The sequence below is a fragment of the Labrenzia sp. ATLA3 genome, from assembly GCF_057180185.1.
This window is the reverse complement of sequence record NZ_JBXUKV010000002.1, coordinates 88858-104255: the sequence shown is the minus strand read 5'-3', so window position 1 is coordinate 104255 and position 15398 is coordinate 88858. Positions and strand designations below refer to the sequence as shown.

14 protein-coding genes are annotated in these 15398 nt (G+C 60.5%); 5 read left to right on the top strand and 9 right to left on the bottom strand.

Annotation, left to right across the window (positions count from 1 at the left end; all coding sequences use genetic code 11):
- The first annotated feature begins 120 nt into the window (after window positions 1-120).
- Window positions 121-1815, top strand: coding sequence for a DUF4384 domain-containing protein (locus tag AC2A6O_RS05000; RefSeq protein ID WP_498926002.1), 1695 nt, complete (start codon window positions 121-123; stop codon window positions 1813-1815).
- A gap of 17 nt (window positions 1816-1832) precedes the next feature.
- Window positions 1833-2417 carry an OmpA family protein gene (locus AC2A6O_RS04995; RefSeq protein WP_148585796.1) on the top strand — a complete coding sequence of 195 codons (585 nt, stop codon included), beginning with the start codon at window positions 1833-1835 and terminating at the stop codon, window positions 2415-2417.
- A 37-nt stretch (window positions 2418-2454) separates the two neighbouring features.
- Here AC2A6O_RS04995 and pth read toward each other — a convergent pair whose 3' ends face one another.
- Together pth and AC2A6O_RS04985 are read right to left on the bottom strand one after the other, a co-directional pair.
- On the bottom strand, window positions 2455-3243 hold the full coding sequence (gene pth / locus AC2A6O_RS04990) for an aminoacyl-tRNA hydrolase (RefSeq protein ID WP_498926001.1): 789 nt from the start codon (window positions 3241-3243) through the stop codon (window positions 2455-2457).
- A 160-nt stretch (window positions 3244-3403) separates the two neighbouring features.
- Complete coding sequence (locus tag AC2A6O_RS04985; protein WP_148585798.1) at window positions 3404-4027, bottom strand: 50S ribosomal protein L25/general stress protein Ctc; 624 nt, start codon at window positions 4025-4027, stop codon at window positions 3404-3406.
- A 346-nt stretch (window positions 4028-4373) separates the two neighbouring features.
- On the opposite strand from AC2A6O_RS04985, the gene AC2A6O_RS04980 reads away from it, so the two are divergent.
- Window positions 4374-4721, top strand: a complete 348-nt coding sequence (locus AC2A6O_RS04980) for a TfoX/Sxy family protein (protein ID WP_498926000.1) — start codon at window positions 4374-4376, stop codon at window positions 4719-4721.
- Window position 4722: 1 nt separating this feature from the next.
- On the opposite strand, the gene AC2A6O_RS04975 is transcribed toward AC2A6O_RS04980, so the two are convergent.
- The 7 genes from AC2A6O_RS04975 to AC2A6O_RS04945 form a co-directional block, all read right to left on the bottom strand.
- Window positions 4723-5409, bottom strand: a complete 687-nt coding sequence (locus AC2A6O_RS04975) for an MOSC domain-containing protein (RefSeq protein ID WP_498925999.1) — start codon at window positions 5407-5409, stop codon at window positions 4723-4725.
- A 2-nt stretch (window positions 5410-5411) separates the two neighbouring features.
- The gene (locus AC2A6O_RS04970; protein WP_498925998.1) at window positions 5412-5972 is read right to left on the bottom strand and encodes a MarR family transcriptional regulator; all 561 of its coding nucleotides are present in this window, start codon (window positions 5970-5972) and stop codon (window positions 5412-5414) included.
- Window positions 5973-6194: 222 nt separating this feature from the next.
- Window positions 6195-7487 carry an amidohydrolase family protein gene (locus AC2A6O_RS04965; RefSeq protein ID WP_498925997.1) on the bottom strand — a complete coding sequence of 431 codons (1293 nt, stop codon included), beginning with the start codon at window positions 7485-7487 and terminating at the stop codon, window positions 6195-6197.
- 9 nt (window positions 7488-7496) lie between these two features.
- Window positions 7497-8441, bottom strand: a complete 945-nt coding sequence (locus tag AC2A6O_RS04960) for an ABC transporter permease (RefSeq protein WP_498925996.1) — start codon at window positions 8439-8441, stop codon at window positions 7497-7499.
- Window positions 8438-9520, bottom strand: coding sequence for an ABC transporter permease (locus AC2A6O_RS04955; RefSeq protein WP_498925995.1), 1083 nt, complete (start codon window positions 9518-9520; stop codon window positions 8438-8440). The genes AC2A6O_RS04960 and AC2A6O_RS04955 overlap by 4 nt, the downstream gene beginning before the upstream one ends.
- Complete coding sequence (locus AC2A6O_RS04950) at window positions 9517-11064, bottom strand: ABC transporter ATP-binding protein (protein WP_498925994.1); 1548 nt, start codon at window positions 11062-11064, stop codon at window positions 9517-9519. The genes AC2A6O_RS04955 and AC2A6O_RS04950 overlap by 4 nt, the downstream gene beginning before the upstream one ends.
- A 99-nt stretch (window positions 11065-11163) precedes the next feature.
- Window positions 11164-12171 (bottom strand): BMP family protein, encoded by a 1008-nt coding sequence (locus AC2A6O_RS04945; RefSeq protein WP_162855068.1) that lies wholly within the window; start codon window positions 12169-12171, stop codon window positions 11164-11166.
- Window positions 12172-12581: 410 nt separating this feature from the next.
- Here AC2A6O_RS04945 and AC2A6O_RS04940 point away from each other — a divergent pair, with 410 nt between their 5' ends.
- Window positions 12582-13151 (top strand): PDC sensor domain-containing protein, encoded by a 570-nt coding sequence (locus tag AC2A6O_RS04940; protein WP_209001243.1) that lies wholly within the window; start codon window positions 12582-12584, stop codon window positions 13149-13151.
- A gap of 94 nt (window positions 13152-13245) precedes the next feature.
- A complete protein-coding gene (locus AC2A6O_RS04935; RefSeq protein WP_498925993.1) occupies window positions 13246-15372 on the top strand; it encodes a methyl-accepting chemotaxis protein in 2127 nt (708 codons plus the stop codon).
- The last annotated feature ends 26 nt before the right edge of the window (window positions 15373-15398 follow it).

The window sequence follows — 15398 nt, the reverse complement described above, 5'->3', positions numbered from 1 at the left end:
GTTGATGCACCAGATGGCAAACGGCGAGGCGACGTAATCCGGCTGGAAGCTTCCCTCCGGTTTTTATTTGGCTATAGTGAATCCGTTGTTTTGGGCGATTGTTTTAGGAATTGTGATGCGATGATATTTGGTCGCAAGAAACTCGGCTTTCTGTCGGGATTGTCCGGTCCCCTGTTTGCCGCTCTGGCTGCGCTGACGACTTGTGCCACTGTCTTGCCGACGGGGCCAGCGGTCGCTCAAGGTTTCAATCCAAGTGACCTGACAGGTCTTCTGGGCGATACGCCTATCGATCCGGCGCTTCTGGAAGGTGTCGGTCAGGTTGGTGTTACGCGGGCCTATATTCCCGATGCCATCGACCTGTCTCCCATGATGCCGCCGCCCTTGTTGCAGACCTATGGAAGTTGCGTTTCCTATGCCATCGGCTACGCCATGCGCGGCTATTACGCCGCGCTGGAAAACGGCGCGGAACCGGGCAACCGCACCTACACGCCCAGTCCGGCGTTTCTTCATTCGCAGATCCGCAATCGGAACGAAGCCTGCGAAACCGCCGGAAGCCACGCGCTTCTGGCCATGTCCTATTTCAAGGGCAACGGATCACCCGACCAGGATGACATTCCTGATGCGGCCATGTGTTCGGAGCGGGTGGAATACGCAACAACCGCCCCCGACAGGTTCCGGATACGGGACTTCCTGTTCGTCTTCGACAAGGGCCGCCAGCGCCGCAATGCGACGGACAGGGACCTGGATGCGATCAAGCAGCAACTGGCAGCCGGCAATCCTGTGGCGACCGGGTTTTTGATGGTCGGGGTGGTGCCCTCCGCGCAAACACCCGACGGGGTGACGCTGCAATACCTGAAATCGGGCGAGATCTATCAGGGATCGCTCGGGCGCCATAGCGGCGCCGCCGGGGGACATCAGATGGTGTTCGTCGGTTACGACGAGCGCCGTCAGGCCTTCCTTGTCCAGAACTCCTGGGGGCCTTACTGGTCCGGTGACGGTTATGGCTGGATCAGCTACGCGGCAACGAAAGCCGATATGCATAACGCGTCGATCATGCGCACGTCGATCGTGCCGCCGAGACCCGTTCCGGGGCTTCATAGAACCGACCGCGACAATGTCGTTGCCTTTGCAGGGGATAGCTGCAGCAGTCTTTATGTCAGCGAAGACACGCCGGATGGCGCGCCGTTGCTTGCCGGCTTCGTGAGCACGCAGGAAGCGCTGCGGAAACTGGAATCGGAGTTCCCACCCGAGCAGTTGCAGAAGGTCGATGTCCGACCCTGGCCTGTGTGCGAGGCGCTGAAGACCCTAGAAAGACCGCTGGCGGAACCCTCGCGCCCCCGCATCCGCCTTCTGGGAGGCAGCGCCGACCTTCGCTACGGCGATTCGCTGGCGTTTGAGGTGACCGCGCCGGATTTCGCCTCGTTTCTCTACATCGTCTATCTGCAGGCAGACGGCACGGTGGTGAATCTCATGCCGCGCCGCGGCCCCGTGCGTCAGCAGGTTCAGTTCGGTGAGCGCTTCGTCTTTGGCGATGGCCGGCAGGAACGCCAAAAGTTCACGGTGCAGCCGCCCGCCGGGTCTGAGGCCATTATCGTGATTGCCGCTCACAGCCCCATTATCCAGCTGGAAGAGCTGGAAAACGGCGGCTCGGGGCAGTTCTCCATGCCGGTGAGTGCCGAAGGCGGCGCCGGTACCGCAGACGACAGATATTTCCTGACGGCGTTGCGGGCGGGGCTGGCGGACAGGCCGGATGAAACAAGCCTGCCGCGAGAGATTTCAGCGGCCGTCCTACACGTGACAATCCGGGAAGAGTGACACTCAAAGGTTTCGATATGCGATTTCTTACCGAATTTGCGACTACCCGCCTGTCCTGGGCGCCCGTTCTGGCCCTGCTGGTGGGGCTGATGTTGCCCGCAGGCGTTTGCGCGCAAACCGTTACGTCGGATCAGATCATCAAGGCGTTGCTACCCGATGGCGGAGCCCCCAGGTCCCGGTCGATGCGAAAGCAGGAACCCCACCCGTTTCGGGGCATCAGCATCGAAGGCCAATTGCCGCCGGAAGTGGAATTGCCGCGCATCAATCTGACGGTCAATTTCGAGTTCGATTCCGCCTCGCTGACCAATGATGGAATTTTGACCTTGCAGGCACTTGGCCAGGCCTTGCAGGATCCGCGTCTCAGGAACATGCATTTCCAGATCGCCGGGCACACGGACCTGCGCGGAACGACGGCCTATAATCTGGACCTGTCGAGACGAAGGGCCTTCATGGTGGCGGAGTTTCTGGCGGCCTTCTTCTCGATCCCGCGGCAACAGCTTGTGCCGGTGGGCTATGGCGAGAGCCGGCCGGTTGACCCGGGCAATCCGTCGAGCGCTCGCAACAGGCGGGTTGAGATCATCAACGTTCAGCCGCTGTCCTAACCTTAAAGGACAGGGGAATGCCGGACCGGTGATGTGTTCAGTCGCCGCCGCCGAGCAGCTTCTTCAGCATGTCGGCCATGGGCCCCGATTTGGGAACGTTGACCGATTTGCCTTGCCGCGCCTGGCGGATGTGGCTCTGGCCCTTGGGTTTTGAGGGCGCGGACGTGCCGTCCCTCGGGGCAGCTGCCTTGGCGGCATTGCTCGCAACGTCTTTTGACTTGCCAGCTTGGTTTTTGTCCTTGCGCTGCGCCTTTTCCGGTTCAAGAGCCAGGGTCAGCTTGTTGGCGAACTGGCTGTCCTTGCCTTCGGCGAGCAATCCGGCCTGATCGGCGACTTCCATCAGAAGCGGTTCGAGCCAGTCCCGGTCGGCCTTGGCGAAATCGCCCAGCACGTAATTGGACACCAGCTTCTTGTCGCCCGGGTGGCCGATGCCGAGACGCAGGCGGCGGTAGCTTTCGCCGATATGGGCGGTGATCGATCTGAGACCGTTGTGGCCGCCGTGGCCGCCGCCGGCCTTCATGCGGAATTTCGCGGGCGGCAGGTCGAGTTCGTCATAGATGACGACAATGTCTTCAGGCTCGATCTTGTAAAAGCGCATGGCTTCACCGACGGAGCGTCCGGATTCGTTCATGTAGGTGCTGGGTTTCAGCAGCAGGACCTTTTCCGAGCCGAGACGGCCTTCGGACACCTGTCCCTGAAAGCGGGCTTTCCACGGCTGAAAGCCGGAGTGGCGGCGGTGGATCTCATCCACGGCCATGAAACCGATGTTGTGCCGGTTGCCTTCGTATTTGGCGCCCGGGTTGCCCAGGCCGACGATCAATTTCATGGTGCGCCTTTCAAGGTAGAGCATCCTGCATGAAGTAGAATGCCGGCCGGCTGGCTAGTCCTGAAACGAAAAAGCAGCCGTTTTCGGCTGCTCTGCAAGTTGTCCCGCGGGGGGGAGGGAGGCGGAGACCGCCTCCCGATTTTTATAGCAAGGCTTCAGCTTATTCAGCTTCGCCTTCAGCTTCTTCTTCAGTTTCGTCTTCGTCGGTCTCTTTCATACCGGCCGGAGCAGCGATCGTGGCGATGGTGAAATCGCGATCGGTGATGGTCGGCTGGCAGCCTTCCGGCAGGTTCACTGCGGAAATGTGCAGGCTGTCGCCCGGCTGTGCCTTGGCCAGGTCGATTTCGAGAGATTCCGGAATGTTGTCGGCCGGAACGGTCATTTCGACGGTGTGGCGAACGATGTTCAGAACGCCGCCCTTCTTGATGCCCGGGCAGTCTTCTTCGTTGAGGAAGTGGACCGGAATTTCAATCGTCAGCGTAGCGCCCTTGGAGACGCGCAGGAAGTCGACATGGATGATGTCGTCGCGCACCGGGTGCAGCTGAAAATCCTTCGCGATCACCTGATGCTTCTTGCCGTCCACATCGATCACGCCGATGTGCGTCAGGAAACCGCCCTTATGCAGGGTGATGGTGGTTTCTTTCAGCGGAATGGTGATCGGCAGTGCCGGTTTCTTGTCGCCGTAGATCACGGCAGGGAGAAGGCCTTCGCGACGCAGTGTCCGTGCGGCCCCCTTGCCCACCCGGTCCCGTGCCGACGCCTTCAGCTCATAGCTGGCAGCCATGGCAAAACTCCTTCGAGTGTATAGGTAACGGACCGGCGAACCACCGTGCCAGAAGACTCATGTTGTCCGGGATCGGTCCAGAAGCGCCTCCTCCAGGGGTGCAGGCGCGTGCGGGGATATACCCAAACCGCAGGGAAAGTGCAAGTCTGCTGTTGGTCGTTTTTCGCAGGGAACTGCGGAAATTTCAACCTGTAGACCTTCACCCGTGTTCGTAACGCAGATTTGCTGAACCTTCGGGTTGACCGACCGGATGATCCGGCGGACGTTGCGGCCGACTGTCCGGGTGATTTTACCGGCCTTCGAAATCCGATTTCATGCCCACTCCTTACCTTGAAGAGCCGACGTCATGGCCATTGATGAAGACCTCAACGACCGCTTGCGAGAAGCGCTCGGCAACAGGGTAGGCGTCAGCGAAAAAAGGATGATGGGCGCCATGTGCTTTCTGCTGCATGGCCACATGATCGCAGGTGCCGACCGCACACGGGAGGGCGAGCGGCGGTTCATTTTCCGTCTTGGCAAGTCCAACCACGCTGCTGGACTGGAACTGCCCGGCGCCGAACCGATGGTGCAGGGCGGGCGTACCCTGAGCGGTCTGTTCTTCGTCGGTGAGGACGATTGTGACGACGAGTTGCTTCAAACCTGGCTGGATCTTGCCATCGCCAATGCGCTGACTTTACCCCCGAAAGGGGACTGACTTAACCGTTGAGCCGTTTGGAGGTGTCTTCGCGGAAGGACGGATTGGCCTTTTTGGCGAAGGAGACACGCCAGGGTTCAGCCAGTTGTTCGAGCTCCGACAAAGCCTGTGCCACGGCCGGGTCGAGCCGAGGATTGAACCGCGCATGAATGACCTCGCGCAGGTTCCACTCCGGGCAGGGGCGCTCGACCAGGGTCAGCTCGTCGCCTGCCTGAAACGCCCCTTCCTGCAGAACCCGGAAATACCAGCCTGTGCGGCCTGTTTTCTGAAACTGGGCAGCCTGGGTGGGGTTGTCCGTGTGCAGGTTCAGTTTCCAGCAGGGCTGGCGTCCCTGGGAAATCTGCATGCGGACCGTGCCAGCCGACAGGATGTCGCCAATGCACAGGTCTTCTTCCGTGAACCCTTCGGAAGCGATGTTCTCGCCGAAACCGCCCGGCCGATAGATTTCCGCCTTTTCCGGAAGAGCCTCACGCCAATGGTCGTAATGCTCCGAAGGGTAGATGTGCAGCGCCTTTTCCGGCCCGCCATGAACGGAAAGATCCGCCTGTTGATCTCCGATGATGCCCGTTCTGGTGACCTGAAGAACACCATCGGCCAACGATTTCCCGATGGCGGACGGCGCCTTGCCGTCCCAACGGTCTTCGGGCTCTCCTGTAAAGAGCGAGACGATGCGGGCTTTGGTGGTCATGGCTATTGGCTTTCGGCTGGTGTGTGTTCGTGGCAGAGCTGTGCGGCATCGGTTGGCGAAAGCGGCACATTCAGCAGGCGGCAATGGCCGCCGGTGTCTTTCGCCTCATGGTGACAGCAGGTGCGGCAAATGCCGAACGAGCGGCCGCCGCGCTGATGCAACATCGTCAGGACAAGCGCCTTCAGAGAGGATGCCAGCGACGCATTGACCTCCGGTGGCAGGGTATCGATGGCCTTTTCCAGAGACGAGGGACTCTGAAGCACTTCCAGGCCCGGCGCGGAGACGTCATAGCGGATGCTGCGCTTGTCTTCGTCCGAGCGCGTTTCGGCGATCAGATCCTTGCGGGCGAGCGCCTTCAGGGTTTGTGATGCCGTGCCGCGTGTCGTTGCCAGAAAATCGGCCACATGAGAGGGCGCTCGCGAAAAGCGGTTTGCCCGCGCCAGATAGCTGAGCGCGGCAAATTGAGACGGGTTCAACGGCCCATTCCATTCTTCGGCAGCGGCAAGACGCGTCAACCGGTCGATCAGGTCGCGAATGGTCTCGGCATCGGTGGTGGCGGACATAACTTCTTTGTAGCGAGTCGAAATTAAATGCGCAATAGCATCGAGTCGCTACCAAATAGGGAGCGTCTTCACACAGGACGATAGCCGATGTCCAAATCCATGGCCCGACCGGCCTGGATGCCAAGGTCGTGCCCGGTATGAAGGAGCGGCGTGGATGCCAGGGTCGCGCCATGGCAGTGCAGGTTTTGAAGACCCTGAAGCCTGTGCTTGAGGTAGGGCCTATCAGCCTTCGTGCGGGGCGTAGGAGGCCGGGTCGACCTGGGCCGGGCGTCCGGGAAGGGTGAGCTGGGCCTGCCGGGCCGGTGTGGTTGCGATGACATGGCCGGATTTGACGACGGCAAGGCGCGTTGCCTTCAGGCGTATGGCCTCGATCGTGTCCCGGGCCTGCAGCAGCACGAAGTCAGCCTTGCAGCCTTTCTCCAGTCCATAACCTTCAAGGTTCATGGCCTTGGCCGGGTGCGCGGTAACACAGTCGTAGCAGTAGCGGATGGCATCGCGGCTGGTCATCTGGGCAACGTGAAGACCCATGGAGGCAACCTCCAGCATGTCGCCGGAGCCCATTGAGTACCAGGGGTCCATCACGCAGTCATGGCCGAAGGCGACATTGATGCCATAGGAACGCATTTCCGGAACGCGGGTCTGGCCGCGGCGTTTGGGATAGGTATCGTGGCGGCCCTGAAGCGTGATGTTGATCAGCGGGTTCGCAATCGCATGAACCTGCGCTTCCGCGATCAGCGGCAGCAGCTTGGAGACATAGTAATTGTCCATGGAATGCATGGACGTCAGATGCGATCCGGCAACGCGGCCCTCTAGCCCCAGGCGCTGGGTCTGATAGGCGAGCGCTTCGATGTGGCGTGACATCGGATCGTCGGTCTCGTCGCAGTGCATGTCGACCATCAGGCCGCGTTCAGCCGCGATCTCGCACAGCCGTTCGACGGACCGGGCACCGTCGTCCATGGTGCGTTCGAAATGCGGAATGCCGCCGACAATGTCGACGCCCATATCCAGAGCCGCCAGAAGGTTTTTCTCGGCGGTGGCGGAGCGAAACAGCCCGTCCTGCGGGAAGGCGACCAGTTGCAGGTCGATGTAGTCCTTCACTTTCTCGCGGACTTCCAGGAGGCCTTTGACACCGGTCAGCCTGTCGTCGCACACGTCCACATGGGTGCGGATTGCCAGAAGACCTTGCGAGACGGCCAGATCGCAATATCTCAGGGCTCGCTCGACAACGGCTTCGACTGTCAGGATCTCCTTCAGTTCTCCCCACAGCGCGATGCCTTCCAGCAGTGTGCCGCTGCGGTTCATGCGTGGCAGGCCGAGCGACAGGGTGGCATCCATGTGGAAGTGGCTGTCGACAAACGGCGGCGACACGAGGTGTCCGCCGGCGTCGATCACCTGGCCGGCCTCCGCGGTGATCCCGGCTTCCACCGCTTCGATCCGGCCGTTCCGGCAGGCGATATCGATGCCGTGGCGGCCGTCAGGCAGGTTGGCGTTCTTGACGAGGAGATCGAAACTCATGGGACTGTCTCAGCGTTGGCCACGGAAGTAGGGCACAAGAAGGGCTCTTGGATAGTCTGCCCGGCGGGCAACGACAATCAGTGCGGCGATGGAAAGCAGATACGGCATCATCAGGAAGAGCTGACCCGGAATGAAGCTGCCGACCTCGGTTTGAAGTCGAACCTGGAAGGCATCGAACGCGCCGAAGAGGAGGGCGCCGATCAGGGCCTTGCCGGGCCGCCAGGAGGCGAACACCGTCAGCGCGATGCAGATCCAGCCACGTCCGTTGACCATGCCGAAGAAAAACGCGTCGAAGGCCGACATGGTCAGGAATGCGCCGCCGAGCGCCATGATCGCGGAGCCCGCAACCACCGTGCCGATGCGGATCGCATAGACGGAAAGCCCTTGCGATTCCACCGCCGCCGGATTGTCGCCAACGGCCTGAATGGCCAGGCCGAGCGGGGTTCGGTAGAGCACATAGGCGGTGATCGCAACCAGCAGTAGGGCGAGGAAGGTCAGTGGTGTCTGCTGAAACAGGGCAGGGCCGAGGAACGGCAGATCGCTCAGGCCGGGAATGTCGAGCGGCTGGAAGGCTTCGATCCGGGGTGGGGAGGACACATCCGGTAGCGCCGTCCGGTAGATGAAATAACTGAGTGACGTGGCAAACAGCGTTACGCCAATGCCCGAGACGTGCTGGGAGAGCCCGAGCGGCACGGTCAGGATCGCGTGGATGAGCCCAAAGAAGGCGCCCGCCATCGCGGCCACAAGAACGCCGCCCCACAGGCCCGCACCGAGCCACACCGCCATCCAGCCGGCCATGGCACCCGCCGTAAAGATGCCTTCGATGCCGAGATTGAGGACGCCTGCACGTTCGCACACCAGGGCGCCAATGACGCCGAAGATCAGCGGGGTCGCGATGCGCAGCGCAGCGGCCCAGAAGTTGGCGGAGATGAGAATGTCGAGGATATCGGTCATTCTGCCGCCTCCTGGTTGGTCTGGCTGCCGACGAAGCGGATCTTGAAGCGCAGGAACAGTCCGGAGACAAGAACGCACAGAAGGGCCATGGCGACGATCAGGTCCGCCAGGTAGTTGGAAACACCGGTGGCGCGGGACATGGAATCGGCGCCCACAAAGATGCTGGCGATGAAGAGAGCTGCCAGAACGACACCGGCCGGCGACAGCCCGGCAAGCATGGCGACGACAATGCCGGAATAGCCAAACCCGGGTGAAAGATCGGCGGTCAGGTAACCTTTCAGGCCGGCAACTTCCCCAACGCCCGCAAGGCCTGCCAGCGCACCGGACAGAAGACCGACGCGAATGAAGGTGGCGGTGACCGGAATGCCGGCGTGGCGGGCCGCGGCGGCATTTTCGCCGACAGCACGGATCTCGAAGCCCCAGATGGTGCGTTTGAGCAGGAAATAGACACCGAGCGACGAGACAAGGGCAATGACAAGACCCCAGTGAATGCGCATCCGGTCCATCAGCTTGGGTAGGGCCGCTTGATCGAGAATGGGTTCGGACTGCGGCCAGCCCATGCCCATCGGGTCTTTCATCGGCCCTTCCAGCATCATCTGCACGAAAAGCAGGATGATGAAATTCAGCAGCAAGGTTGTGACCACTTCATCGACGCCCAGCCGGGTTTTCAGAAGGGTCGGGCCAAGCATGACGAGACCGCCGGCCAGTGCGCCGGCAAGAACCACCAGGGGAATGAGGATGTAGGGCGGTGCGGAAATGACACCGGTGCCGACGGCAACGGCCGCCAGAGCGCCTGCATAAAGCTGGCCCTCCGCACCGATGTTCCAGAGCTTTGCACGAAAGGCGACGGCCGCCGCCAGGCCCGTGAGGATCAGCGGTGTTGCCCTTGTCAGCATTTCGGTGAAGGCAAAGAGCGAGCCGAAGGCGCCCTTGACCATCAGGCTGTAGCCTTCGAACACCGACAAGCCGGCAAAGGCCATCGGGATGGCGGCAAGCAGCAGGGCTGCCAGGGCAGCGGCAATCGATACGCCCAGCATTCGGGAAACGGACGACGGTCCGCGCGGCTCGAAGCGGATCATGCTGCGTCCTCCGTGGAGTGACCGGCCATCCTGAGGCCGAGGGAGCCACGGTCCAGCGTTTCGCTGGCTTCCGCTTCGGACAGATGTCCGCGGTGGATCACGGCGATCCTGTCGGAAAGGCGCATGAGTTCGTCGAGATCCTCTGAAATCAGGATGACACCGGCGCCGCGGTCGCGGGCGGCCAGCAGGCGCTTGTGAACATCGGACGTCGCGCCGACATCGAGCCCGCGCGAGGGCTGGGCGGCCAATACGACCTTGGGAACGGTTTCCAGGGTTCTGGCCAGCACAATCTTCTGGATGTTGCCACCGGACAGTAGCCGCGCCGGGCTGTCTTCACTCTGGCAGCGGATGTCGTAGGCCTTGATCAGATTGCGGGCCCGTTCCCGCATGGCGGAAAAACGCAGCAGGCCGAGGCGCTGGTTTTCCGGCTTGCGGATGGCTTCGATCGCCAGGTTTTCCGAAACGCTCATCGCCCCGACGATGCCGTCGTGATGGCGGTCTTCGGGAATGCGGGCAAGGCCGCTGTCGATCATGGTTCGGGCGCTGGTCTGGCCGACCCCCTTGCCTTCCAGCGTCATGGATCCACTGCTGAGCGGTTCCAGTCCGGAAATGACACGGGCAAGCGTTGTCTGGCCGTTGCCGGAGACGCCGGCAATTCCGAGGATTTCGCCAGATTTCAGCGTGAGGTCAACCTCGCGCAGGGCATCGCGGCCATGTCCTGCGGAGGCTTTCTCCAGGACGAACAACGGTGCGCCCGGCGTGCCGGGTGAGCGCATGGTCTCGACAATGGCATGGCCCACCATCAATTCGGCGAGCTTGCGCCGGTCGCATTCGGCTGTCGGCAGATCGGCGACCTTGCGGCCTCCGCGCAGCACCGCGACCCGGTGCGAGGAGGCGAGGACTTCGGCCAGCTTGTGCGAAATGAAGATGATGCCGAGGCCATCGTCAGACAGCTTTTTCAAGGTAGCGAACAGGGTGTCCGATTCCTGGGGTGTCAGCACCGCGGTCGGTTCGTCCAGAACCAGCACGCGGGCATCGCGGTAAAGCGCCTTCAGGATTTCCACCCGCTGCTTCTCGCCAACGGAAAGCTGGGAAATGCGGGCATCGAGGGAAACCGTCAGGCCGGAGCGGGCCATCAGCTCTTCCAGCTTGCGCCGGGCTGGTGCGCGGGAGGAGGAAAGCGCGGCCAACCGTTCCGTACCGAGCAGGATGTTGTCGAGGGCGCTCAGGTTCTCCGCAAGCGTGAAATGCTGATGCACCATGCCGATGCCGGCCTGCAACGCGGCATGCGGGGAGCCTGGTTCCAGTTCACTCAGGCCGGTTCCATCCGGCGAGACCATGACCCGGCCCTCGTCGGCGACATAATGCCCGAAGAGGATGTTCATCAAGGTGGTCTTGCCGGCACCGTTTTCGCCCAGAAGGGCGAGGATCTCGCCGCGCTTCAAGTCGAGCGATACGTCGCCATTGGCCGTCAGCGCACCGAAGCGCTTGGTAATCCCGTCCAATCGCAGCACGACGCCAGCGTCCTGTGCCAGACCTGCCATAGGAGCCCCCTCCCGGAAAAAGAATGAGTGCCGCGCTTGACCCTCGCGGCCGGGATACGCCGGCGGTCATTGTGACCGCCGGGTGTCTTGAGCGAAAGCCTACATGGTGGATTTCGGTTCGCTGTCGTTCACATTGACGCGGAACAGGCCGTCGAGGATTTCCTGTTCCTTGGCCTTTGCCGCGGCAACCGCGTCGGCCGGAGCAAGGCTTTCGTCGACGACGAAGCTGCCACCGCCATAGGACATGAAGCTGTAGGGACCGAAATCGGCCGGCTCAAACGTACCGCTGGCAACCATCTCGATGGCCTTGTCGATGGTCGGCTCCATGTGCCACAGCGCGGAGGACAGGATCGTGCCCGGATAATCGCCCGCGGTGTCGATCACGTTGCCGATGGCCAGAACGCCCTTTTCCTTGGCAGCATCCGAAACGCCGAAACGCTCGGCATAGAGAATGTCGGCGCCCTTGTCGATCATCGCGAAGGCAGCTTCCTTCGCCTTGGGCGGATCGTACCAGGAGTTGATGAAGGTCACGAGGAACTTCACGTCCGGATTGACGGCTGTCGCGCCTTCCATGAAGGCATTCATCAGCCGGTTGACTTCCGGAATGGCGTAGCCGCCGACCATGCCGATGACGTTCGACTTGGTGGTGGCGCCGGCAATCATGCCGGAGAGATAGCTCGGCTCGTGAATCCAGTTGTCGAAAACACTGAAGTTCGGTTTGGCCGGTCCGAAGGACGATCCCATCAGGAACGCCGTGTCCGGATATTCGGCAGCCACCTTGCGGGCGGCGCGCTCGACGGCGAAAGCTTCGCCCACCACCAGATCCATGCCCTGTTCGGCATATTCGCGCATGACGCGCTCATAGTCGGTATTGGCGACGTTTTCGGAGAAGGTGTAGGTGATCTCGCCGCGTTCCTGTGCGGCTTTCAGCGCCTTGTCGATACGGCTGACCCACTGCTGTTCAACGGGAACGGTGTAGATCGCGGCGACCTTGACCGGGTCTGCCGCCATTGCGGAGGGAACGGACAGTCCCGCAGTGACTGTGACAGCCAGGGCGGCCGTCAGCATGGCCCTGCGGGCCCTGGAAAATGGTTTGGAAGTGAGCATCTGAAAACCCCTGGAAAGACCTTATGCGCGATTAGATGACCACAAAAGGTGCGTGCCTACAAGCTGAGCAGGGGTGTCTGTGGCAAATTTTTTGAACAAATGGGAAAATTTTTTGCCCGGAACCCGGCTATCCGATGTGCTTAGGCCTCGAATGCAATGGGGCACTGTTGCCTGGTTTCGAGGGCCTATGTCTGAGTGATCTACTTACTGGTGCTTTTTGAATTTATGTTATCACTGGTAGTATAAAATAGCGTGACTTCTGAATTTTTCTGAATCTTTATTGGTATAAATGACAGATGTTATTTCTATATAGATATAACTATTTCTTTTCATGAGATTCTTTATTGCTTTAAATACTATTTTAATTCCGATGTTTGATTATTCTTCTTACAAATTTATGGGAGTGAATGATGAAACATCTTGTTCGAACAGCCGCAGTCTTCTTTTTGCTTACCGGCAGCGCCGGCGCGAATGAATTTGACAGCGAGTTGAAAGACCTGGCTGCTGGAAAGATCGCTGAAATCGCCTCCGCCGGGGAGGTCGTCTCGGCGGTCAAGGAGCAAAATGGTGTTACCGGCTCCTACGATCAGGCGAAAATCGATGAACTGGACGGCAAATGGCGTGAGGAAGCCGATGCCGTTGATCAGCCGATGATCGATGAAGTGCTGGACAAGCCGCTTTCCGTCTATCTGTCGGACGTTCAGGAAGCGAGCGGCGGGCTTTTTACCGAAATTTTCGTCATGGATGCCAAGGGGCTCAACGTGGGCCAGAGCGATGTCACGTCAGATTTCTGGCAGGGTGACGAAGCAAAGTGGCAGGAAACATTTCTCGCCGGCAAAGGCGCTGTTCATATCAGCGAGCTGGAGCAGGATGACAGCACGCAAACGCTGCAGAGCCAGGTAAGCGTCCCCGTTCTCGATCCCGACAGCGGCGCAGTTATCGGCGCAGTGACTTTTGGCGTGAACGTCGACAATCTCTAACAGGCAGGTACCGGCTCTGACGCTGTCGTCCTGGCACTAACAAGCAAGAACCGGCGGGAAGGGTGAACCTTCCCGCATCTTCCGGGGGGAAACCTTGAAAGTATCCGTAAAGCTTCCAGCTCTCGTCCTCGGTATCGCACTTCTTTGTTCAGGAGGCGTCGGTATCGCAAGTTATGTCTCCGGAGCCAATACGGTGCGCGGTCAGGCGGAGCAGCGACTGATGGCGCTGGCGGAGAGCCGCCGGGACAGCCTGCTGGAGTTTTACCGCAGCAAGGAACTGACAATCGGCGGGCACCTGAACGGTCAGGCGCTTCGGTCCGCATATAGCGGTTTCGACGGTGCCTGGGCGAAATACAAGGACAAGGCCTCCGCAACCCTGACCAAGATCTACGTGACGGACAACCCGCATCCGCTCGAGGAAAGGGATCAGCTCGTCAAGGCAGGCCGCAAGCCCTATGACAAGGTGCATGCCAAACATCACACGGCGCTCAGGGACTATGCCGACGCCAACGACCATCCGGACATTTTGCTGATCAACCTTGCAGGGGATGTGATCTACACAGCCCGCAAGCATTCGGATTTTGGTGTCAATCTCAGGGACCCGGCCTGGTCTCAGACGCCGCTGGCTGTTGCTTTCGAGCAGATTGTTTCCGGTGGCGAGGATACGCTCCTGGGCTTCGATCCTGTCCAATATGCCGGCAGGGACGGCGCTGCGACCGGGTTCTGGGTCGCGCCGGTGAAGGTGGGATCCAAGACCATCGGCGCGGTTGCCTACGAAACTCCGATAAGCAAGATCGAATCCCTGCTCGGCAACTATGCCGGCCTCGGTGAGACCGGCAATATCTTTCTCGTCAATGAAGCCGGGTTGACTGTGAGCGACAGCAAGCGCACGGCCGATGCGGACGAAATGCTCAGCGATGCTTTCGCGGCACCCGAAGTGATGTCGGTTATGGACGGCGAGGCGGCCTTCAAGCGTCTGCCGGGCTATCACACCGGGGACGTGTTCGCGGCGATGATGCCTGTCACAGCGCTTGGCAACAAATACACGCTCGTCGTTGTTCAGGACGCCGACGAAGTGTTGGCACCCCTGACTTCGCTCAAGGTCTGGATCCTGGGCATCTCCCTTGCCTGTGCATTCACGGCCGGCGTGATCGGACTTCTGATGGCAAAAAGCCTCTCCGGCCGCATTACCCGGCTGGGGTCCGTGATGAACAGACTCGCCGGTGGAGATACGGCCGTGGAAGTGCCGTCACAATCTGCCTCGGACGAAATTTCCGATATGGCGGAAACAGTTGCGGTCTTCCGCGAAAACGCAATTTCCCGCGACAGGCTGGAAGCCGAGCAGCATGAATCTGCGGCTGCCCGGGAGAGGCAGGCAGAGGCAACGACCCGGCTCATTTCCGGTTTCAGGTCCGAAGTGACGGATATGCTGAATTCGGTTCACAGCAACAGCGAACAGATGCGGCTGGCGGCGGAGGAGTTGAACGGCGTTGCCGACGAGACCGCAAGTGACGCCTCGACCGCGTCGAAAACTTCGGAAGCGGCCTCAACGAACGTCCAGACGGTTGCATCCGCTTCAGAGGAATTGTCGGCCTCCATCCAGGAAATCCGCCGGCAGGTCTTGTCGACGACGGAGATTGTTCGCGATGCATCCAAAGCGGCGGTTGACACCAACACCAAGATCGAAGGTCTTGCTGAAGCCGCACAGCGGATCGGGGATGTCGTGAACCTCATTTCCGCCATTGCCGAACAAACCAATCTTCTGGCGCTGAATGCGACGATCGAAGCCGCGCGAGCCGGAGATGCAGGGCGTGGGTTCGCGGTTGTGGCTTCCGAAGTGAAGGAGCTTGCAACGCAGACCGCGAAGGCAACGGAAGAAATCGAGGGGCAAATTGCCGAGGTACAGGCCGCCACGAAGGATGCCGTGTCGGCAATCGCCGGGATTACCGAGACGATGAGCCAGGTCGACGAATACACCGGATCGATTGCCTCTGCTGTCGAGCAGCAGGGTGCGGCAACCAACGAGATTTCCGGCAATGTTCAGGAGGCGGCGAGGGGCACGCAGGAGGTTGCGCGCACGGTCGAGACCATCTCCAAAAAGACACTGGTGACGAGCTCTTCCGCAGGGCAGGTGCTGTCTGCCTCGACGGATGTCAACAATCACGCCAATGCGCTGCGGGAAACGGTGGATCGGTTTCTGGCCGCGGTTGCTGCTGCCTGATTTCAAGACTTGGCTGAAACAAAAAC

Coding starts and splice junctions, on each gene's coding strand:
- AC2A6O_RS05000 (WP_498926002.1), top strand. CDS start 121: ATGATATTTGGTCGCAAGAAACTCGGCTTTCTGTCGGGATTGTCCGGT.
- AC2A6O_RS04995 (WP_148585796.1), top strand. CDS start 1,833: ATGCGATTTCTTACCGAATTTGCGACTACCCGCCTGTCCTGGGCGCCC.
- pth (WP_498926001.1), bottom strand. CDS start 3,243: ATGAAATTGATCGTCGGCCTGGGCAACCCGGGCGCCAAATACGAAGGC.
- AC2A6O_RS04985 (WP_148585798.1), bottom strand. CDS start 4,027: ATGGCTGCCAGCTATGAGCTGAAGGCGTCGGCACGGGACCGGGTGGGC.
- AC2A6O_RS04980 (WP_498926000.1), top strand. CDS start 4,374: ATGGCCATTGATGAAGACCTCAACGACCGCTTGCGAGAAGCGCTCGGC.
- AC2A6O_RS04975 (WP_498925999.1), bottom strand. CDS start 5,409: ATGACCACCAAAGCCCGCATCGTCTCGCTCTTTACAGGAGAGCCCGAA.
- AC2A6O_RS04970 (WP_498925998.1), bottom strand. CDS start 5,972: ATGTCCGCCACCACCGATGCCGAGACCATTCGCGACCTGATCGACCGG.
- AC2A6O_RS04965 (WP_498925997.1), bottom strand. CDS start 7,487: ATGAGTTTCGATCTCCTCGTCAAGAACGCCAACCTGCCTGACGGCCGC.
- AC2A6O_RS04960 (WP_498925996.1), bottom strand. CDS start 8,441: ATGACCGATATCCTCGACATTCTCATCTCCGCCAACTTCTGGGCCGCT.
- AC2A6O_RS04955 (WP_498925995.1), bottom strand. CDS start 9,520: ATGATCCGCTTCGAGCCGCGCGGACCGTCGTCCGTTTCCCGAATGCTG.
- AC2A6O_RS04950 (WP_498925994.1), bottom strand. CDS start 11,064: ATGGCAGGTCTGGCACAGGACGCTGGCGTCGTGCTGCGATTGGACGGG.
- AC2A6O_RS04945 (WP_162855068.1), bottom strand. CDS start 12,171: ATGCTCACTTCCAAACCATTTTCCAGGGCCCGCAGGGCCATGCTGACG.
- AC2A6O_RS04940 (WP_209001243.1), top strand. CDS start 12,582: ATGAAACATCTTGTTCGAACAGCCGCAGTCTTCTTTTTGCTTACCGGC.